The sequence below is a fragment of the Caballeronia sp. RCC_10 genome, assembly GCF_041360715.1.
Classification (GTDB): Bacteria; Pseudomonadota; Gammaproteobacteria; order Burkholderiales; family Burkholderiaceae; genus Caballeronia; species Caballeronia grimmiae.
In genome coordinates, this window is sequence record NZ_JBFUPT010000002.1 from 17,609 (window position 1) to 36,698 (window position 19,090).

A 19,090-nucleotide genomic window follows, 5' to 3' on the forward strand; every position below is an offset into this window, starting at 1 on the left:
CGTCGAACCATGAATGAACTGATCCAGTCGCTTGGCGACATCGTTGGCAGCGCCTACGTCTTCACGGGCGCGACTGAAACGCGCCGCTTTCGCCAGGGCTATCGATACGGCGGCGGACCGGTGCTCGCCGCCATTCAGCCTGGCACGCTCGTCGAAATGTGGCGGGCATTGCAGGCGTGTCATCGTGCGAACGTCATCGTCATCTGTCAGGCGGCGAATACCGGACTGACCGGTGGATCGACGCCTGCCGCCGAGGGCTATGATCGCCCTGTCGTCGTCATCAATACCATGCGCTTGCGCCGGCTTGATCTCATTCGCAATGGCGAGCAGGTGATCTGTCAGCCGGGCGTGACGCTGGATCAGTTGGAAAAGCGCCTCAAGCCGCTCAAACGCGAGCCGCATTCGGTGATCGGTTCGAGTTGCATCGGCGCATCGGTGACCGGCGGCGTGTGCAACAACTCGGGGGGCTCGCTGATTCGCCGCGGCCCCGCGTTCACTCAGCTTTCGATACATGCGCGCATCACCGCCGACGGCGAACTGAAGCTCGTCAACCATCTGGGAATCGATCTGGGCGGCTCCGCCGAAGCCATTCTCGCTCGTCTCGATGCAGGCGAATTGCCGGACAACATCCCCGAAGCCAACGGACTGCTCGCGTCCGATCACGAGTACGGCACGCATGTGCGCGACATCGCGGCATCCACGCCCGCGCGGTTCAATGCGGACCCGCGCCGTCTTTACGAAGCATCGGGGTCGGCCGGACACCTCGCGGTCTTCGCGCTGCGTCTCGATACCTTCGCTGCCGACGAACAGACGCAAGTGTTCTACATCGGCAGCAACGATCCAGCCGAGCTCGAAACGATTCGCCGCGACATTCTGGGCGGCTTCAGGAGCCTGCCTATCGCGGGTGAGTACATGCACCGCGGCGCGTTCGATATCAGCCGCCGCTACGGCAAGGACATGTACGTGTACATCCGCACCTTCGGCACCGACAAGGTGCCGCGTGCGTTCGCAGCCAAAAGCCGCTTCGATGGCTTTACCGAGAAGGCGGGACTCGGCAACGCGATTAGCGATCGGCTGTTACAGGCAGTAAGCCGGCTCTTGCCCGAACATCTGCCGCGACGACTAATCGAGTACCGGGACAGGTTCGAGCATCATCTGTTGCTCAAGATGGGTAACGACGGCGTGCAGGAAGCGCGAAGCTATTTGCAATCGCGGTTTCCCACGCAACAGGGCGACTATTTCGAATGTACGGCGAAGGAAGGCGAAGCGGCGTTTCTCAACCGCTTCACCGTCGGCGGTGCGATGGTGCGGTATCGCGCGGTCCATCCCCGGACCGTCGAGGATATCGTCGCGCTCGATATCGCCCTGCCGCGCAACGCGACCGACTGGTTCGAACGGCTACCGCCGGAGATTTCGAAGGACATCGAGTTTTCGATGTACTGCGGCCATTTCTTCTGCCATGTGCTGCATCAGGAATATCTGGTGAAGAAAGGCGTCGATTGCGACCGGATCAAGGACGACATTCTCGCGCTGCTGGCTGCACGCGGCGCGGAGTATCCTGCCGAGCACAACGTGGGGCACTTGTACGAAGCGAAGGCGTCGCTCAGGCAGTTCTACGAGGAGCTCGATCCGACTAACTCATTCAACCCGGGCATCGGGAAGACGTCGCGATTGTTCAAATGGGGGCAGTCGAATTATCGCTGTGCTTGCGAATCCGATCGCGCGCCTGTGCAGCAGGCTGAATGAGGACACGCGGCTGCCTACGCAGCGGGTGGATCAATCGGAAAGGTCGCTCAAGGTACGGCCGCAACCGCTGATTTTCGCAGACGCGGAAGGCGTCGTCGTGATTCCGCCGCGCATCGAAAAGCGCCTTACTGAAGCGATATTTAAGGCGGCGAACGAGAAGAAAATTTCACATCAATAATGGCCTGCTCACTTTATCCAGTGAGCGGGCCATGTACAGCTATCGCAACCGCAGCGGCATCACCGGGACATCACCGATTCGACCACAGCCATGATTTGCTTCGATGCGGTCTTGACGTGCTCTTCCAGGAGCTTCGCACCGAGCTTCGGATCGCGAGCTTTGCATGCCTTGACCAAAGCCATGTGCTCGTCATGCGACTGTTCGCGAACAGGCACCTGAACCGCTTGAAACCGGAAATAGCGGTCGCTACGGTCGTGCAGCACGCGAAGCATCTGAAGTGTAATTTCTTTCTGAGCGGGCACGTACAGCGTTTCGTGGAGACGCCAGTTAAGCTGCCCCCAAACGCCCGAGTCCGCTTTATCCATCTCTTTGACGAGACGCTCTGCTTTGCCGATTTCGGCATCGGTGATTCGCGGTATCGCTTCAGCGAAGATCCACGGTTCGAGTCGAAGCCGGATGTCGAAGGTCTCCTTCACCTCGTCGACCGACAGTTCCGCTACATAAGCGCCTTTATGCGGAACGCTGGTCAATAACCCTTCCGCAGTCAGTCGCGTAATCGCTTCGCGAATAGGCACACGGCTGACTCCGAGTTCGTCGGCAAGCGCCTCTTGCCGCAGCACTTCCCCGGGCGCGTATTCGCCGCTCAGAATGCGTTGCCGCACTGCAGTGGTCACCAGTTCGACTGTCGTGGGTCTGACGATCTTCCGCGTGCTTGCATCTGAAAGAACGTCGCTCACGACGGGCGCTTCTTTGCTTCGACGTTTGGCGGCAACCGGGGACATGATGGTGGTTCTAATGTTGTATACAGAAAACATCGTACCACGGTGCCGCATGCGGTATACAAAATCCAGCGCTACGTTTCTACAGCAGTGTTTGGCGAACCCACGCTCCATTTTTCATCACGCCGGACATCCGTTCGCCTTGACCGGTCAGGACGCTGATGTCCTTCAAAGGATCACCGTCGACTACAAGCAAGTCCGCGTAAGCACCTTCGCTCACCACGCCGAGTTTGCCGGGCTGGCCGACAATTTCAGCGCCGATGGCAGTGGCCTGACAAATCGTCTCGAACGCACCGAGAATCTCCGCGCGAATGGTGAGTTCGTCGTTTTGATATTGATGCATGTCGCCCAGCAGGTCGGTGCCGAGTCCCATCCTGACGCCGTGCCGCTTCAATAACTCCAGCGCCTTGAGGCCTTGAACACGGACGTTCTCGTTCTTGACCAAGGCGCTCTCGACGACGCCCGCTTTCGCGCCGACTTTGCTCATTGCGTCATAAGTAACGAGCGTCGGGACCGCGAATGCGCCGTACTCAGCCATGACGTCGGCGGCTTCATCGTCGATCAGGTTGCCGTGCTCGATAGTGCGAACCCCCAGCTTGACCACGCGAGAAATGGCTTTGCCCGTGTAGGCGTGCGCCATCACGTACGTTTGGTGCGACGCGGCTTCCTCCACGATTGCTTTCACCTCATCGACCGAGAACTGGAGGTTGCCGATCGGGTCTGTCGGCGATGCGACGCCGCCCGACGCCATGATCTTGATGTGATGCGCGCCCGCGCGCATATCTTCGCGCACTGCCTTGCGAACATCGTCGACGCCGTCAACGATGCGGCCAATCGCTCCGAGATTGCGATGGCATCCGCAGGGGTCCGGATCGGAATTGTCGAAGCGCTCCCGAAAATCTCCGTGCCCGCCCGTCTGCGATAGCGCCTTGCCTGCGACGAAAAGCCGTGGTCCGGCGATGACGCCCTCTTCGATCGCCCGCGAGAGCGCGTAGTCGGCGCCACCGGCATCGCGAACCGTCGTGAAGCCGCGATTGAGCATGCCGCTGAGAATGGGGACCGCGCGAAGCACGGCAAACGTATTGGGCAGACGGCCGTTGTTGCCGAGGTGTGCGACAGATGCAATGACGTGTACGTGGCAATCGATCATGCCGGGCATCACGGTCTTGCCGCCTAAGTCGATGACCTGCGCACCTTCGATGGATACCGGCTCGCGCGTGACTTCCTTGATGAGTTCTCCGTCAACGACGATCGAATAATGCGCGTAATCGTTCTCGTGATTGACATCGAGTACGCGTGCGTTCTTCAGGACCAGCATGTGATATCCCCAAAGCGAAGGCGCGGTAAAGCCGGGTCGTTTCGCTACTTGAGCAGGAAGCCGTTGGCCAAAGGGTCGCGATCGTCGACGAAGATGGTGTTATGGCCCGTTACGCGCGCCCAGCCTTCGATACTGGGGACGATGGCTTCGAACGTACCGACCTTTGTCGCCGACTCGGGAACGCCCGTGAATAGCGTGCCGATGATGCTCTCATGCACGAAGCGCTCGCCGATAGCGAGTCTCCCCTTTCCGACGAGATGAGCCATGCGAGCCGATGTGCCCGTCCCACACGGCGAACGGTCGATTGCCTTGTCACCGTAGAACACGGCATTGCGTGCGTGTGCACTCGCGACTGTAGGCTCGCCGGTCCACATGACATGACTCAAGCCACGGATTGCAGGGGTTTCCGGGTGAACGAACTCGTACTTCTCGTTGGCCTTCTGACGAAGAATCGGGCTTAACCGCTGTATGTCCGACGGTTTGAGCGTATGAAGGCCAGCGTAGTTGTGTTGCGGTTCGATGATGGCGTAGAAGTTTCCGCCGTAAGCGACATCGAACCTGACCTCTCCCAACCCATCGACCTCCACGGACAAATTCGTTGAGTGGAGGAACGACGGAACGTTAGTGAGTTGCACGGAGTCGACGTGCTCACCGTCCATCTTGTATCTTGCGACGACAACGCCCGCTGGCGTATCGAGCTTCAGCACTCCGGCTTGTTTCGGGCGAACGAGGCCATGCTCGATAGCCGATGTCACCGTGCCGATCGTGCCGTGGCCGCACATCGGCAAGCACCCGCTCACCTCGATGAACAGAATCGCAACGTCGCAATCGGGGCGAGTCGGCGGATAGAGAATGCTGCCCGACATGACATCGTGACCGCGAGGCTCGAACATGAGGGACGTGCGAATCCAGTCGAACTCGCGTTCGAAGTGGGATCGCCGTTCGATCATGTTCGCGCCTTCGAGTTGCGGCGCGCCTCCCGCGACGACGCGCACAGGATTCCCGCATGTATGTCCGTCGATGCAGAAGAAGGTCGATTTCATCGCTCGGTTCCGTCGTGGAAGTGTCGGATAGTGGCCTGACAATGCAAAGCAGATCGCCAGGCTTGAACATTACTTCGAAAGCGAGCGCAAGTCGGCCATCGTCTTTTCAACGATAGCGACGACCTTCTGACGTTCGTCACCTTCGAGCTTCAGACGCGGAGCCTTCACGTTCTCGGAATAGCCGGCGGTAATGTTCTCGGCCAGCTTGATGTACTGCACCAGCTTGACGTGCGTGTCGAGATGGAACAGGTCAATCAATACGCGATACAGCTTGCGCGCTTGCTCGTAGTTGCCGGCCACCGCCAGGTCGATAAGCTCGACCGATTCCTTCGGAACCGCGTTCGCCATGCCGGACACCCAGCACTTGGCACCGAGCGCAACGGACTCGAGCACGAGGTCATCCACGCCGCACACCACGTTCAGGCGGCCCTCGAATCGGCTGAGCAGGTCCGTCACGCGCGTCGTGTCGTACGACTCTTCCTTGATGGCCGTGATGGTCGGCTCTTCGAGCAGTTCGGCGACGACATCAGGGGTAAGGTCGACGCCATAGCCGCGCGGGTTGTTGTACAGCAGGATTTCGAGCTTCGAAGCCTTCGCAATGGTCTTGTAGAACGCGATAGTTTCACGGTTCTCCGACTTGTACGTGAGCCCAGGAAACACCATCAGGCCTTGCACGCCGAGCGCTTCGGCGTCTTTCGCGTACTGCTCTGCGGCCGCCGTGTTCGTTTCCGCCAGACCGGAGATCACCGGCACACGACCGTTAATGGTTTCGATGGCAATTTTCAGGACGGTTCGCTTTTCTTCGGGCGTGAGTTGCGCGTTTTCGCCGACCATGCCCATCATGACGACGCCGCTCACGCCGTTTTCAACGAGGCGATTCAAACCTGCCTTGATTGCTTCGTGATCGAGCGAGCCATCGTCTTTCAGCTTCGTCGTCACTGCGGGGAAAACGCCTTTCCAGTTCACTGCCATGACACACCTCTTAATTAAGTAGTGCGGGATTCCCGCTGATAAATAGAGGTCGCGGGGACCCCGTTAATGCCGAAAGCGACTAATCGAGTAAGGCTCTAGGTTGATTCCGGGTGTTCGGTTGGCAAGCAGATCCGCGACGAGCGCACCCGTGGTTGCCGATTGCGTGAGACCAAGGTGACCGTGACCAAACGCGTAAATCACTGACGACGCGTGCGGTGAACGGCCGATCACCGGAAGTGAATCGGGCGTGGCTGGCCGATGACCCATCCACTTGACCGCGCCTGCGTCGTTGATGCCGGGCAGGAAGCGCTTGCCGAGTTCCAGCAGCGCATCGCTGCGCTTGTAGTTCGGCGGCGCTTTCAGTCCTGCGAACTCGGCAGCTCCGCCAATGCGGATGCCGATGTCGAGCGGAGTGGCGACAAACTTGCGTTCCGCAAAAATCACTTCACGCGACAGGCTGATTCCGTGCGCGGGCAACGTCGTGTTATAGCCCCGCTCGCTGTCCAGCAGCACGCGGTCGCCGATGGACTCCGCCAGTGCAGCGGACCACGCACCCGTTGCGACTACGATTCGACGTCCGTTGATGCGCTCTCCCACTTCGGTGACTGCGGCAGGGGCAAGCGAATCCGACACGTCGAGGTTCTTCACCGTGCCCGTGACGAAGCTGGCGCCGAGTGATCGAACGCGGTCACGCAACAGCGTCACGAGCCGCTTCGGATCACCGATGTGCGACCAGTCTTCGAGAAACACGCCGCGCCGGAAAACCGGTGCAAGCGACGGTTCGCATTCGCGAATTTCTGCCTCCGACATGGCATGCCAGCGCACGCCCAGTTCACGCTTGAATTGCCACTCGTGCTGGTCCGCGGCGAAGGCCTCGTCGGTTTCATAGACAGTCATCGCACCGCGACGGTAGAAGCTGTCCATCGCTCCGATGTCTTCGAACATGGGCACGATGTCGTCGTACACGCGATTGTTCAGTTGCGCCAGCGCCAACGAGATGGCCCGGAAGCGGTCCTTGTTCGCGCAACGCTGAAACGCCATGAACCACGGCAACGCCGACGGCAGGTGCTTCCAGTCGAGGGACAACGGGCCCAAGGGGTCGAAGAGCCACTTCAACGCCTTCGTGTACATCCCGCTCACTGCGATCGGCGTGCTTTCCGTCACCGCGATGCCGCCTGCGTTCCCGTGCGACGTGCGGTCACCTTCGAAGTCGCGGTCCACGAGCGTGACGGTAGCGCCATCGCGCAGCGCCGACCATGCACAGGACAGGCCGACAATTCCGCTTCCGATTACGACCACGTCGGAGATCTTCTGCGAGTTTTGAGCTTGCTGAGTCATTTCGTGAGTTGAGATTGCCCGGCCAGGCAGCGTGATCGCCGCCCGGCGTTGCCGTGCTTACTTCGAGCCGAGCACCGTCTGGGGCTTCCACTGCCCGTTCTCGCACTTGTAGACGGTGATGATTGCGTCGCGCAGGTCGCCATACTGGTCATAGGCGAAGTGGTCGCTCGTCACGCCCTTCATGTCGGTTTTGGCGAGCACGGGCAGATACACCGACGGGTCCGACGAGTTGGCCTTCTGCATTGCCTGCATCATCGCCATTGCGCCGTCGTAGGTGTACGGCGCGTAGGTCGTCGGCTCGGAGCCGAACTTCGCCTTGTAGCGCTGAGTGAATCCTGCGCCGCCGGGCATCTTGTCGAGCGGCAGGCCCGCGAGCGACACGATCGCGCCGTCCGCTGCGGGGCCGGCGATCTTGATGAAGTCCTCGGTCTTCGACATCTCTCCCGAAGCGAATGTCGACTTGATCGCGAGGCCACGCGCCTGCTTGATCATCGGCGCCGACTGCGCATCGGCTCCCGCGTAGTAGATGAAGTCGGGGTTCTTCGACTTGATGCCCGTCAGGATGGCGCGGAAGTCGACCGCCTTGTCGGACGTGAACTGATGGTCGACGATATTGCCGCCCGCTGCCTTCACCGCCGTCTCGAACTGCTCGGCGAGACCCTGGCCATAGGCGGTGCGGTCGTCGATGATCGCGATGCGCTTTGCATGCAGCGACTCCACCACGTACTTGCCCATGACGCTGCCCTGCTGCGTATCGGACGTCATCATCCGGAACGTCGTCTTGAAGCCCTGGCGCGTGTACGCGGGAGCGGTCGCGGTCGAGACTTGCGGGATGCCAGCGCGCGAGTAGATCGCCGAGGCCGGGATGGTCACGCCCGAATTGAAGTGACCGAGCATGCCCTTGATGCCATCGTCGACGAGCTTCTGCGCAACGACGTGCCCGTCTTCGGGTCCGCCTGATCGTCCAGCGACTCGAGCACGAACTTGGTTTCCTTGCCGTCTATCTTTGGCCTGGTCGCGTTGAAATCGTCGATGGCGAGTTGCACGCCGGACGCGAAGTCCTTGCCGTACTGTGCCTGCGCGCCTGTCATCGGAGCCGCGAGCCCCAGCTTGACGGACTGCGCTTCGGCAGCATGCGCACCGAACGACAGAACCATTGCACTCGATGCGGCCGCGATTGCAGTCTTGCGAACTCTCATACCAGTCTCCTCACTATCAAAGGAATACCGCATCCGGACGGGTAGTTCGTTTTTTGGATCCAGTATCCATCTATGCCGTTCATCTTGCCGCCCGTCCGCGGGTCTGTCAATCCACTTTTCTACGCAGAGCACCTACCCTCATCACACTTGCTCCATGAATTCGGGGTCCGGCATGCCGCGCAGACGTGCCGCTTCTTCTTCGAGCGTCGAAGCTGCGAGTTGCCCAAAGACCAGCGCGAGTTCCTGGTCGGCGTGATCGTACTTGCCGGCGGCATCGAGGAGATTGAGCGTCCCTACCGTCACGCCCCGCCTGCGCACGGGAATGTTCAACACGCTCTCGCAGCCGATCGACCATAAAACCTCATACTCCGAGAACACCGATTTGATGTCCTCGCGCGTCGAGCCAATCAGAATCTCGCCGCGTTGAAGAACCTGCTGCGTCCAACGGCTCTGAGTCACTCGCTTGATGCCGCCTATTGGATTGGTGTCGAGCCGGTTGGTGTACAGCCGGCAGAGCCGACTCGAATCAGCGTCGTAGGCCAGCACCGTGAAGAGTCTTTGACCGAATATTTCAGTCAGAGACCAATCGAGTTCGCTCCAGAACGCCTGATTCGAGCGGCCCGCCTGCAGTGTCCCAGCAACGCGCTTGATCGCTGACAGTTCCACCAATCCCTGCTCTGGCTTCATACGTTCTCCTTACTTTGCCGTTTTCAGATTGGCGGCAGTCGCACCGGAGCTACCGTCGCCGTACTCTTCAGCCGTGATTTCTTCGAGCGTCTTGCCGCTCGTCGACACGCCGAGGAAGATGACCGCAAGCGCCCCGAGCATGAGAATGGCGGTCGTCATGCCGAATACGCCTGCAAAGCCCCAAATCGGATAGACGTACCCGACGAGCATCGGCGAACAGATTGCCCCGATTCGACCGAATGCCGAAGCCGTACCCATGCCGGTTGCACGGAGGTGCGTCGGAAACACTTCCGGGGTATAGGCATATTCACCTGCGTTGACGCCATTCATCGAAAACGACATGAAGATGGACGCCATGACAACCGATGTATCGCTACCCGCGTTCGCGAGCCAGATACCGGCGAAGCACGCGAGTCCCATATAGGTGACGATGGTTGCCTTGCGCCCGAGCTTCTCGCAGAAATATGCCGACGAGTAATAACCCGGAATCTGCGCCAGATAAATAAGGATGGACACCGAGAAGCTCTTCGTAATGGTCATGCCGCGCTGCATGAGCAGGCCCGGAATCCACACGAAGAACGCATACGAGCAGAACGTGACCGACAACCACAGACACCAGCTCATCAGCGTCGTCTTCGCCATCGGCGGTTTCCAGAGCAGCTTCAGGTTGCCGAAGAACGAGCCCGTGTGTTCGTAGGTCGCAGCCACATTGCCGCTGACCGACGCAACCGGCGCGAGCTTGACGCCCGTGCTTTCGACTTGCCGCTCGATGTCCGCTACGACCGCTTCTGCTTCAGCGTGCCGCCCGCGAATTTCGAGCCAACGCGGTGATTCATGCAGCGAGCGACGCCACCACAAAAGCACGATGACAGGTAGCGACACGAGGACCAGGGCATAACGCCATCCTTCCGGTCCTAGAGGAATCACGAAGTAACCGATCAAGGCCGCTGCGACGAAACCGAAAGAGAAAAAACCAGCCAGCGCGCCGGTAAATGCGCCGCGATAGCGATTGCTCACGAATTCGACGAGAAACGGAGCGATGATCGCGCCTTCCGCGCCCATGCCGATGCCCGCGATCGCCCGCAGCGCCGCGAAGGTATGCCAGTCATTCACGAAGGCGTTGGCGAAGGTCATGACGCAGAAGAACGTCAGGGCCCACATCATCACGACGCGCCGGCCGAATCGGTCGCCCAGCAAGCCTGCGAACAGTGCACCGACAAGAAAGCCCACATAAGTGCTGCTTCCAAGGATGCCGGTTTCGAAGCTCGTCAGATGCCACTTCGTCCGGACGACAGGAAGAATGAAGGCGATGATCGCGGCGTCGATGGCCTCGAACATGAAACCCAGGCCACCCATGATGAGTAGCTTGAAGTGAAAGCGGCTGAACGGGAGACGCTCGAGCCGCGCTGCAATTGGAGACATACGAAACTCCCGAGGGGTGCCGCGAAGGACGCCGGCGCATGCCAACAATATCCTGTATCCAAAATCCAGAGTCAAGTGCGAGTTTGCGCCGACGGCTTTCTCAGGCAACGCGCATGGTGGCGCAGTCTGCTATGCAATGTTGGGGACGTGGCTTAGAACGAGTGCCGGATACCGGCGCGGACGGCTGCCTGATTCCCAGTCGACGATGGCGTAAGGAACGACAGCGCAGCGACAGCCGGCTTGGCGGTGGAATCCGCACCCAGGGCGCGTTCCCATGGCGTAGTGGCGCAAAGGAGCGTGCGCTTAGACAGGTGTACTGCGTGCCGACGTTCAATTGCAAATACTTCGCTGATTCGGCCTTCGTATAGTCATAGGCCGCGCCGAGCAGCAGCAACGGGCTGACGTTATAGGTCGCGAGCGCCTCGGAGTTGTTGAAGGCCGCGGTTCCCGAAAACGGAGTCGATGATGTCCTTACTACGCTGCAGGCGCGTGTGCGTGTGCGTGTAGGTGAAGTCGACGAACGCTGAGCCGAACCGGTAGTTGACGCCCGCGCCTGCAACTTGCAGCGTGTGCGCCGAAACGCAGCCGCTAAAGCTAGGGTTGCTGATTGGGTTGTTGAACGTGCCTCCAGCGACCGGGTTGGGCGGTTGCGTCGTAAAGCGAGGTGGCAGGATTGTTGATACGAGAGAACAGCGCGACAGCGCTGAACGAACCGTTCGCGTAGCTTAGTGCGACCGATTCTGTCTTGCCGTTCGAGAAATCACCGGCGACGCCTCCGTGGCTGAACAGTGCCGAGACCCGGAAGCCGCCGAATATCGGCGACAGGTACTTGATGAAATTGCTGAGCGGTAATCGCCCCATCCGTTGTCCACGCGTGGGCTTAGCAACAAAAAAATGCGACGGCTGAACCTTCAGCCGTCGCAAGCGTATGAGATGGGCCTCGCACTCGGCCATCGCACGTTAAAGCCGGAAGCCCGCGAGCCAGCAAAAACCAGCGCCTGGCCCGCGCGTTGCCATTGCGTTATCCCCTCACTTCGCCCCCAGCAAATGCGGCAGAAACTGCGGAATATGCGGGAAGAAGATGATCAGCAGCAGGTCGATCACCAGCGCGAGGATGAATGGCATGATTGCGCGTGTCGCCTTCTCCACCGATACCCCGCCAATCGACGCCGCCGTGAACAGACAGAAGCCGATCGGCGGCAGGTTGATGCCGATCGCCGAGTTGATCAGCACGATTACGCCAAACACGACCGGGTCGATATGCATCTGCACGACCAGCGGCAGAAACACGGGAATGACCACCGCGATGCTCGAGATGGTTTCGAGCACGGTGTGCGCGACGATCAAGAACAGGTTGATCAGGATCAGCAGCACGATGGCGCTCGTCGTGACGGCGAGAAAACTGTTCGCCACGTGAAGCGGAATCTGCGCTTCGATCAGATAACGGCCGAGCACGAATGCGAGCCCAAGCAGGAAGGACACGCGCGTCGTGTTCACCGCAGTGCGGACCAGAATATCCTTGAAATGCGAGAGCTTAAGCGTCCGGAAGATGAACGCGCTCACCAGCGTCACATAGACCGCCGCAACCACGCCCGCTTCCACCGGCGTAAATATGCCGCCGAGAATGCCGCCCAGGATGATGATCGGCGTGAGCAACGCCCAGAACGCCTCGCGGAACGTGGTCCACAGCTTGCGCCCATCGAACGGCTCGACTGCGCTGTAGTCGTGCCTGACTGCGGTCACGTAGTTGACGATCATGAACGATGCGACCACCAGCAGCATCGGAATGATGCCGGCGATGAACATCGTGCCGACCGAAACGTTCGCCGTGTACGCATACACGAGCATGCTCATCGACACGGGCGATAGCAGCCCGAGCGACCCCGCCGCCGATTGCAGCGCCACCGCGAAGGCGCGGTTGTATCCCTTCTTCACCATGCCCGGAATCATCACCGAGCCGATCGCGGCGGTATCGGCCGTGGCCGAGCCGGACAGGTCCGCGAAGAACATGCTCGCGACGATCGTCACCTGACCGATGCCGCCGCGCATGAACCCGACCAGCGACTGCGAGAACTCGATGATGCGCTTCGATACGCCGCCCGAATCCATGATCGCGCCCGTCAGCATGAAGAACGGAATGGCGAGCAAGCCGACGTTGTTCAGATTCGAGAAGAGCTGCTGAGGAATCACCAGCAGCGGCGTGCCGTTCAGCGACAGCGCGAGCGTGGCTGCGATGCCGATGCAGATCGCAACGGGCACGCCCAGCCCGAGCAGTCCTGCGCCAAAAGCGATTGCCCACATGATATTTATCCTAGAGATGTTCGGATACGCCCTCGACCAGCGTGGCGTTGCTCTGTGCCTGCGGTGCGAGATGCGATACGACGATGCGCACCAGCGAGTGAAACGCGAGCAGCGCGCCGCACACGGGAATCGATAGATACGGATAGACCATCGAGATGGGAATCGATGCGGCCGTCTCGGTGCCCATCAGCGCGAGCATGTCCGCGCCGTACAGCACGAACACCGCGCCGAGCGCAAGAATCGCGCAGTCGGTAAAGTCTTTGAGCAACGGCGCGAACGCAGCGGGCACGCGATCGGCCAGCACGCGCACTTCCGGATGCGCGCGCAGCTTCACGCCGGCTGCCGCGCCCAGGCACGTGAGCCACACGAACAGATAGGCGGAGACTTCATCGGACCACGACAGAGAATCGTGCAGTACGAAGCGGAAGATCACGCCGAGACCGGCCACGATCACCGCCCCGAGCAGCAGGCAACTACAGATGAACAGATTGATCTTCAGCACGATGTCGTCGACCAACATCAAGCCGCGCGCGAGCTTTTCCATGCGTGTCATCTCCGATGCCAGGTGGGAGCCACGGCCGTCGTTCGCATCCGTCATTTGGATGCCACCGCCGACGCTTGCTTGGCCGCGTTGATCTCCTGATAAAGCGCCGGGCCGTCGGGAATCTTCGCGATCAGTTCGTCGCGCGCGGCTTTGGTGGCTTGCTCCCACGGCGCGGTATCGACCATCGTCACCTGGATGCCCTTCGATTTCATCGCGGTGATGGCAGCGTCGTACTCATGCTTGTATTCCTTCAGGTCGTAGTCCGCTGCAATCTTCGCGGACTCCTGAAACGCCTTCTGATCAGCAGGCGAGAGCTTGTCCCACGACGCCTTGCTCATCGCCAGCACGACCGGCAGGTAGTTCACGTGCGTCACGTAGAAATGCTTGGCGACATCGGAGAACTTGTCCTGAACGAACTGTTCCGGCGACGTGTCCGCGCCATCCACGAGACCTTGCGAGAGCGCGAGAAACAACTGGTTGTACGCGAGCGGCGTCGGATTCGCGCCTAGCGCCTTGTAGCCCGCGATATAGCCGGGGCTTTGCATCACACGCACCTTGAGGTCCTTCATGTCCGCGAGGGAAGTCACGGGGCGCTTGGTCGTGAACAGGTTGCGTTCGCCCACTGCGAGCCACGTGAGGCCGATCATGTTCACGGGCTTCATCATGTCGAGATACTTGCGGCCTACCGGACCTTGCAGCACGCCATTCGCCTGGTCCATGCTGGAGAACAGATACGGCATGTCGAAGATCTGCCACTGCTTGATCGTATTGTCGATGGGCGCCTGCGCCGAAATCATCAGTTCCTGCGTGCCCGTGCGCAATGCCTGCGCCATCTGCACTTCGCCGCCGAGCTGCGATTGCGGGAAGAGCTGAATCTCGACATGGCCATGCGTTCGCGCCGCCACTTCCTTGGCGAACACCTGCGCGGTGAGCTGATAGTGGTTATCGGGAGCCAGCGTGTGGCCGAGCTTCATCACGACCTTGTCTTGCGCCATCACGCCGGACGACGCGCTGATGGACATCACGGCGAGCGCCGCGCTCATCGCCACGCGCAGCATGCTCATCGCCACGCGCAGCATGCTCTGCGCTTTGGAAAGCGAACTCATATTGTCTCCTTGCTCGATATGGACACCGGCCCGCGCATGGCTCGTCTGGACATTTCCAATTGCAGGCCAGCGGGTTGACGCCAGTATTTGTGATCGCGTGAAAGGTGCGTTAGGACCGCGCTTCGGATTTCTTGGACTTTTTAACGGCACGAATGCGCGTCTCGCGACGCGCTGCAAAAAAGTCCAAAAGATCGCGCGAACCGTCCTACCCGTTGAATGGGGCCTCTCTTTAAAGTGACTTCACGCTGACGGCCCGGTGTGAGAACGCATCCCGCCGTATCGACTCAACTCACCACGACAATTCACGACATGGCCAAACGTCCTCATATGGATTGCTATGCAATCGGCGACACCGCCGACTTCGCCAAGACCGTATCCGAATACGACATCTATGGTTTCGCCGGCATCGTCGGCGACTTTTACGCCGTGCATCTCAACGAGGAATACGCGAAAGGCACGCGCTTCGAGAAGCGCATTGCGCAAGGCTGCTTGTCGGTCGGCTTCCTGTCCACGGTCATGGGCTATATGGCGCAGAAGGCGCCGAGTCCGGGCGCCGTCTCGTATCGCTACGACATCACGTTCAATGCGCCGGTGTTTATCGGCGATACGGTGACTGCGCGTCTGACGCTCGCGGAGAAGGACGAAGAACGCAACGTGTGCGTCTTCACCGCCGATGTTACACGCCAGGATGGCGTCGTCGTGGCGTCGGGCAACACCTATTTGAAAGTGCTGTGACGCCATGCAGACATCTTCCCTACCCGTTGTCGTCACTCAGCACGGCCCGTTGCGTCTATTGACGCTCAATCGCGCCGACAAGCTCAACGCATTCACACCCGAAATGCTGGCCTCGCTCGACGAAGGCATCGAGCACGCGCTTGCCGACGATTCCACGCGCGTCATTGCGATCACCGGCAGCGGCCCGAAGGCGTTCGCGGCCGGCAACGATATCGAACGGCTCGTCTCGATGGATGGCGTCGCTGCCTATCGCGACATGGTGGCCGGGCAGCGCGCGCTGCTGCGGCTGCACGAGTGTGCGAAGCCGACCATCGCGATGGTCAACGGCTATGCGCTCGGCGGCGGCTTCGAACTGGCGCTCGCATGCGATTTCATTGTGGCGTCGACGAATGCGAGCTTCGCATTCCCGGAGATCACGCTCAACACGATGCCCGGCTGGGGCGGCACGCAACTCGCCGTCGCCAAGATGGGACTCGCATGCGCAAAGCGCTTTGTGCTGAGCGGCCGGCGCTTCTCCGCGCAGGAATGCGAGCCGTTCGGCTTCATTCATGAATTCGCCGCGCCCGAAGCCTTGTTCGATGCCGTTCAGTCGCTCGCAGAAACACTCGCTTCATACGATCCCTTCGCGGTCGAGATGGCCAAGCGCGCGTTGAATCGTGCAAACGAATTACCCCTGTCCGCAGGGCTCGATTTCGAAGCCGCGCATTACACCGTGAACTTTGCGAGCGAAGGCGCGCGCGCCGGTCTCAGGCAATTCATCGAGCGAAGAGGCGCGCGGCACGCTGCTCAAATTCAACCTGCACCGGTCACGCCATGACGAACTCGATCAATCAACCGCACTGGCTTGGCGAACAGCACGCGATGATCCGCGAAGCCGTCCGACGCTTCGCGGAAAAGGAAATCGCACCGCAATCGGAGACGCTTTGGGAACAGGAAGCCTTTCCGTACACGCTCTGGCGACAGGCGTGCGAGCTGGGCTTCACTGGCCTGCCCTACTCCGAACGATTCGGCGGCGGCGGTGGCGACTGGCTCTCCTTTGTGATCGTGCTGGAAGAACTTGCGCGCGTGGATTGCGCCGTCGCCAATGCGCTGATGGCCAATTCGACGGTCGCGAGCCTGCTCAGCAACTACGGCACCACCGAGCAAAAGGAGCGCTTCCTGCGGCCTATTCTGGATGGCTCGCAGATCGGCTCCATCGGGCTGTCCGAGCCCGACGCCGGATCGGACGCCGCGAACATCGGCACGCGCGCGACGTTCGATGGCGACCGATGGATCATCGATGGCGCAAAGACGTTCATCAGTAACTCGGGCACGGAAATCGGCGGGCCAACGGTGATCGCGGCGGTGACGGGCACGCGGCCCGACGGCCGCAAGGAGATCTCCAGCTTCATCGTGCCGCAGGGCCTACCTGGCTTCAGCAAGGGCCGCAAGCTGCGCAAGATCGGCTGGCGCGCGTCGATCACGCACGAACTGTTCTTCGAGCGATGCGCGATTCCTGCGGACCACCTGCTCGGCGAACGCGGCGCGGGATTGCGCCAGACGCTCGCGCAGATCAGCACGGGGCGCATTCTCATTGGTGCGCTCGCGCTCGGGATTCTGCAGGGATCACTGGATCGTTCCATCGCCTACATGAAGGAGCGCCGCGCGTTCGGGCGCGCGATCGCAGAGTTTCAGGGCCTTCAGTTCAAGATCGCCGACATGGCGACCGATGCCCATGCCGCGCGCCTCATGCTCTACGACGCCGCCGCGCTCAAGGATGGGGGCGCGCCCTTCGACGCAGCGGCGTCGCAAGCCAAGCTATTCGCGAGCGAACACGCGATGAAGGCCGCGCATCAGGCGGTGCAGATTCATGGCGGCTACGGCGTGATGGCCGAGTTCGCAGTCGCCCGCGCGTTCGGCGACGCGAAGGTGCTGGAGATCGTCGAAGGCACATCGGAAATACAACGCATGATCATCGCGCGCACGCTGCTGGCGTGAACGATCGCTGCAACCGAGGGGGAATGGATATGCTGGAAGGCATCAAGGTACTGAGCTTCACCCACTTTTTGCAAGGCCCCGCCGCCGTTCAGATGCTCGCCGATGTCGGTGCGGACGTCATCAAGATCGAACCTCCGGGCGGCGCATTTGAACGCAGCTGGACCGGCGCGGACGCGTTTATCGAAGGCGTGAGCGTCTTCTTTCTGCTCGGCAACCGCAATCAGCGCAGCATCTCGCTCGATCTGCGCGAAGAAGCGGCGCGCGAGATCGTGTGGCGTCTGATTCGCGAAGCCGATGTGATCGTCGAGAGCTATCGTCCCGGCGTGCTGGACAAGATGGGCTTCGGTTATGCGCAGGTGCACGAAGTCAATCCGCGTCTCGTCTACTGCTCATGCACCGGTTACGGATCGTCCGGACCATATTTGAGGCGCCCCGGCCAGGACTTGCTGTTGCAGGCGATGAGCGGCATGACGCTGCTTTCCGGCGATGCCGAATCGCCGCCGACGCCGGTGGGCTCCGCAATCGTCGATCAGCACGCCGCCGCGCTCGCCGCGTTCGGCGTCGTCGCTGCGTTGCAGGCGCGCGAGCGCACGGGCGTAGGCGCGCGCATTGAAAGCAATCTGCTGAATGCTGCGCTCGATCTTCAGATCGAGCCGTTCACCTACTACATGAACAAGGGGCCGCTGTGGGCGCGCACGCATCCGCCGACTGGCAGCCGCTTTCATCCGGCGCCCTACGGTGTGTACAAGACGCGCGATGGCTACATTGCGATGTCGCTCACGCCGACGCAAAAGCTCGCGGGGGCATTGTCGTGTCCGGCGCTTGCGGAGTTCACGCATCCGAAGGACAACGTGATGCGCCGCGACGAAATCAATCGTCTTGTCTACGACACGCTCAAGACGCGCACAACCGAAGAGTGGATGCGCACCTTCGAGGAACACGACATCTGGTTCGCGCCGGTCAACGACTATGAGCAGGTCGAGCATGATCCGCAAGTCGCGCACAACCAGATGATCATGTCGTTCGACCATGAGGAAGCCGGCCCCGTGCGCGTGCTCGCGCATCCGGTGCGCTATGACGGGGAAGCGCCGGGTCTGCGTCGCCATCCGCCGAAACAGGGACAACATACCCGCGAAGTGCTCGCGGAACTGGGTTATACGCCGCAAGAGATCGACGCCTATGTCGAAGGCGGCATCGCATTGACATCGAGGAGAGAAGCGTGAGCGCACAAACGAACAACTGGCCCGCGCTCCTGCGCTTCGACGATGTCGATATCGGCCGCACGCAGGTGATCGTGCACACGATTTCCGAAGCTGAAGTCAACGCGTTCGCGCATCTCTCGGGCGACCTGAACCCGCTGCACATGGAAGACGCATTCGCCGAATGCTCGCCTTTCGGCCGGCGCGTCGTGCATGGGCTGCTGACCGCGGCGCTCGTGTCGGCGGCGCATACGCAACTGACGGGGCCGGGCTTCGCGTATGTCGGACAGGAATTGCGCTTCCTGGGGCCGGTATATATCGGCGATACGGTCACGATCAACGTTTGCGTCGTCGAAAAGAAGCCGGCCAAGCACATCCTCGTAATGGATACGACCGTTCGAAATCAGCTTGGGCGCGTCGTGCTGAGCGGGCTTTCCGCGCTGAAGGAACTGCGTTTCGACGAAGCGATGATGGCGCGCAATCTCGCCGCATGAGTTTGCGCCGCGCATTAACGGTGTAAATGCCAGTAACGTCGAGGGCCCATGC

At 60.6% G+C, this 19,090-nt stretch carries 17 protein-coding genes and 1 pseudogene; 6 read left to right on the top strand and 12 right to left on the bottom strand.

Annotation, left to right across the window (positions count from 1 at the left end):
* The first annotated feature begins 9 nt into the window (after positions 1-9).
* Positions 10-1,746 (top strand): D-lactate dehydrogenase, encoded by a 1,737-nt coding sequence (gene dld, locus AB6804_RS04650; RefSeq protein WP_370885438.1) that lies wholly within the window; start codon positions 10-12, stop codon positions 1,744-1,746.
* Positions 1,747-1,983: 237 nt separating this feature from the next.
* On the opposite strand, the gene AB6804_RS04655 is transcribed toward dld, so the two are convergent.
* From AB6804_RS04655 to AB6804_RS04710, 12 genes and pseudogenes are all read right to left on the bottom strand, one after another.
* The gene (locus AB6804_RS04655) at positions 1,984-2,706 is read right to left on the bottom strand and encodes a GntR family transcriptional regulator (RefSeq protein ID WP_370885439.1); all 723 of its coding nucleotides are present in this window, start codon (positions 2,704-2,706) and stop codon (positions 1,984-1,986) included.
* A gap of 79 nt (positions 2,707-2,785) precedes the next feature.
* The gene (locus AB6804_RS04660) at positions 2,786-4,021 is read right to left on the bottom strand and encodes an amidohydrolase family protein (RefSeq protein WP_370885440.1); all 1,236 of its coding nucleotides are present in this window, start codon (positions 4,019-4,021) and stop codon (positions 2,786-2,788) included.
* A 44-nt stretch (positions 4,022-4,065) separates the two neighbouring features.
* The gene (locus AB6804_RS04665; protein ID WP_370885441.1) at positions 4,066-5,064 is read right to left on the bottom strand and encodes a 4-hydroxyproline epimerase; all 999 of its coding nucleotides are present in this window, start codon (positions 5,062-5,064) and stop codon (positions 4,066-4,068) included.
* Between the two features lie 69 nt (positions 5,065-5,133).
* Entirely contained in the window at positions 5,134-6,036 is a 903-nt protein-coding gene (locus tag AB6804_RS04670) for a dihydrodipicolinate synthase family protein (RefSeq protein ID WP_370885442.1), read from the bottom strand.
* Between the two features lie 63 nt (positions 6,037-6,099).
* On the bottom strand, positions 6,100-7,374 hold the full coding sequence (locus AB6804_RS04675; protein ID WP_370885443.1) for an NAD(P)/FAD-dependent oxidoreductase: 1,275 nt from the start codon (positions 7,372-7,374) through the stop codon (positions 6,100-6,102).
* A gap of 57 nt (positions 7,375-7,431) precedes the next feature.
* A pseudogene (locus AB6804_RS04680) lies at positions 7,432-8,573 on the bottom strand (branched-chain amino acid ABC transporter substrate-binding protein).
* 141 nt (positions 8,574-8,714) lie between these two features.
* Positions 8,715-9,260: a GAF domain-containing protein gene (locus AB6804_RS04685; protein ID WP_370885444.1), complete on the bottom strand. Its 546-nt coding sequence runs from the start codon at positions 9,258-9,260 to the stop codon at positions 8,715-8,717.
* Between the two features lie 9 nt (positions 9,261-9,269).
* Positions 9,270-10,682: an MFS transporter gene (locus AB6804_RS04690; RefSeq protein ID WP_370885445.1), complete on the bottom strand. Its 1,413-nt coding sequence runs from the start codon at positions 10,680-10,682 to the stop codon at positions 9,270-9,272.
* A gap of 594 nt (positions 10,683-11,276) precedes the next feature.
* On the bottom strand, positions 11,277-11,636 hold the full coding sequence (locus AB6804_RS04695) for a hypothetical protein (RefSeq protein WP_370885446.1): 360 nt from the start codon (positions 11,634-11,636) through the stop codon (positions 11,277-11,279).
* A 75-nt stretch (positions 11,637-11,711) separates the two neighbouring features.
* The gene (locus AB6804_RS04700; protein ID WP_370885447.1) at positions 11,712-12,983 is read right to left on the bottom strand and encodes a TRAP transporter large permease; all 1,272 of its coding nucleotides are present in this window, start codon (positions 12,981-12,983) and stop codon (positions 11,712-11,714) included.
* Between the two features lie 10 nt (positions 12,984-12,993).
* Complete coding sequence (locus tag AB6804_RS04705) at positions 12,994-13,527, bottom strand: TRAP transporter small permease (protein WP_244797050.1); 534 nt, start codon at positions 13,525-13,527, stop codon at positions 12,994-12,996.
* Positions 13,528-13,577: 50 nt separating this feature from the next.
* On the bottom strand, positions 13,578-14,633 hold the full coding sequence (locus AB6804_RS04710; protein WP_370885448.1) for a TRAP transporter substrate-binding protein: 1,056 nt from the start codon (positions 14,631-14,633) through the stop codon (positions 13,578-13,580).
* Between the two features lie 309 nt (positions 14,634-14,942).
* Here AB6804_RS04710 and AB6804_RS04715 point away from each other — a divergent pair, with 309 nt between their 5' ends.
* Genes AB6804_RS04715 through AB6804_RS04735 form a run of 5 tightly spaced genes read left to right on the top strand, consistent with a single transcriptional unit; the run spans position 14,943 to position 19,038 of the window.
* Positions 14,943-15,368, top strand: a complete 426-nt coding sequence (locus AB6804_RS04715) for a MaoC family dehydratase (RefSeq protein WP_035967296.1) — start codon at positions 14,943-14,945, stop codon at positions 15,366-15,368.
* A 4-nt stretch (positions 15,369-15,372) separates the two neighbouring features.
* On the top strand, positions 15,373-16,185 hold the full coding sequence (locus tag AB6804_RS04720; RefSeq protein ID WP_370885449.1) for an enoyl-CoA hydratase/isomerase family protein: 813 nt from the start codon (positions 15,373-15,375) through the stop codon (positions 16,183-16,185).
* Positions 16,182-17,345, top strand: coding sequence for an acyl-CoA dehydrogenase family protein (locus tag AB6804_RS04725; protein ID WP_370885450.1), 1,164 nt, complete (start codon positions 16,182-16,184; stop codon positions 17,343-17,345). The genes AB6804_RS04720 and AB6804_RS04725 overlap by 4 nt, the downstream gene beginning before the upstream one ends.
* Before the next feature lie 23 nt (positions 17,346-17,368).
* Positions 17,369-18,568, top strand: a complete 1,200-nt coding sequence (locus AB6804_RS04730) for a CaiB/BaiF CoA transferase family protein (protein ID WP_370885451.1) — start codon at positions 17,369-17,371, stop codon at positions 18,566-18,568.
* Positions 18,565-19,038, top strand: coding sequence for a MaoC family dehydratase (locus AB6804_RS04735; RefSeq protein WP_052005899.1), 474 nt, complete (start codon positions 18,565-18,567; stop codon positions 19,036-19,038). Before AB6804_RS04730 ends, AB6804_RS04735 begins: the two co-directional genes overlap by 4 nt.
* The last annotated feature ends 52 nt before the right edge of the window (positions 19,039-19,090 follow it).

Coding starts and splice junctions, on each gene's coding strand:
- AB6804_RS04730 (WP_370885451.1), top strand. CDS start 17,369: ATGGATATGCTGGAAGGCATCAAGGTACTGAGCTTCACCCACTTTTTG.
- AB6804_RS04695 (WP_370885446.1), bottom strand. CDS start 11,636: ATGGCCGAGTGCGAGGCCCATCTCATACGCTTGCGACGGCTGAAGGTT.
- AB6804_RS04660 (WP_370885440.1), bottom strand. CDS start 4,021: ATGCTGGTCCTGAAGAACGCACGCGTACTCGATGTCAATCACGAGAAC.
- AB6804_RS04720 (WP_370885449.1), top strand. CDS start 15,373: ATGCAGACATCTTCCCTACCCGTTGTCGTCACTCAGCACGGCCCGTTG.
- AB6804_RS04670 (WP_370885442.1), bottom strand. CDS start 6,036: ATGGCAGTGAACTGGAAAGGCGTTTTCCCCGCAGTGACGACGAAGCTG.
- AB6804_RS04685 (WP_370885444.1), bottom strand. CDS start 9,260: ATGAAGCCAGAGCAGGGATTGGTGGAACTGTCAGCGATCAAGCGCGTT.
- AB6804_RS04710 (WP_370885448.1), bottom strand. CDS start 14,633: ATGAGTTCGCTTTCCAAAGCGCAGAGCATGCTGCGCGTGGCGATGAGC.
- AB6804_RS04675 (WP_370885443.1), bottom strand. CDS start 7,374: ATGACTCAGCAAGCTCAAAACTCGCAGAAGATCTCCGACGTGGTCGTA.
- AB6804_RS04715 (WP_035967296.1), top strand. CDS start 14,943: ATGGCCAAACGTCCTCATATGGATTGCTATGCAATCGGCGACACCGCC.
- dld (WP_370885438.1), top strand. CDS start 10: ATGAATGAACTGATCCAGTCGCTTGGCGACATCGTTGGCAGCGCCTAC.
- AB6804_RS04665 (WP_370885441.1), bottom strand. CDS start 5,064: ATGAAATCGACCTTCTTCTGCATCGACGGACATACATGCGGGAATCCT.
- AB6804_RS04705 (WP_244797050.1), bottom strand. CDS start 13,527: ATGGAAAAGCTCGCGCGCGGCTTGATGTTGGTCGACGACATCGTGCTG.
- AB6804_RS04700 (WP_370885447.1), bottom strand. CDS start 12,983: ATGTGGGCAATCGCTTTTGGCGCAGGACTGCTCGGGCTGGGCGTGCCC.
- AB6804_RS04690 (WP_370885445.1), bottom strand. CDS start 10,682: ATGTCTCCAATTGCAGCGCGGCTCGAGCGTCTCCCGTTCAGCCGCTTT.
- AB6804_RS04655 (WP_370885439.1), bottom strand. CDS start 2,706: ATGTCCCCGGTTGCCGCCAAACGTCGAAGCAAAGAAGCGCCCGTCGTG.
- AB6804_RS04725 (WP_370885450.1), top strand. CDS start 16,182: ATGACGAACTCGATCAATCAACCGCACTGGCTTGGCGAACAGCACGCG.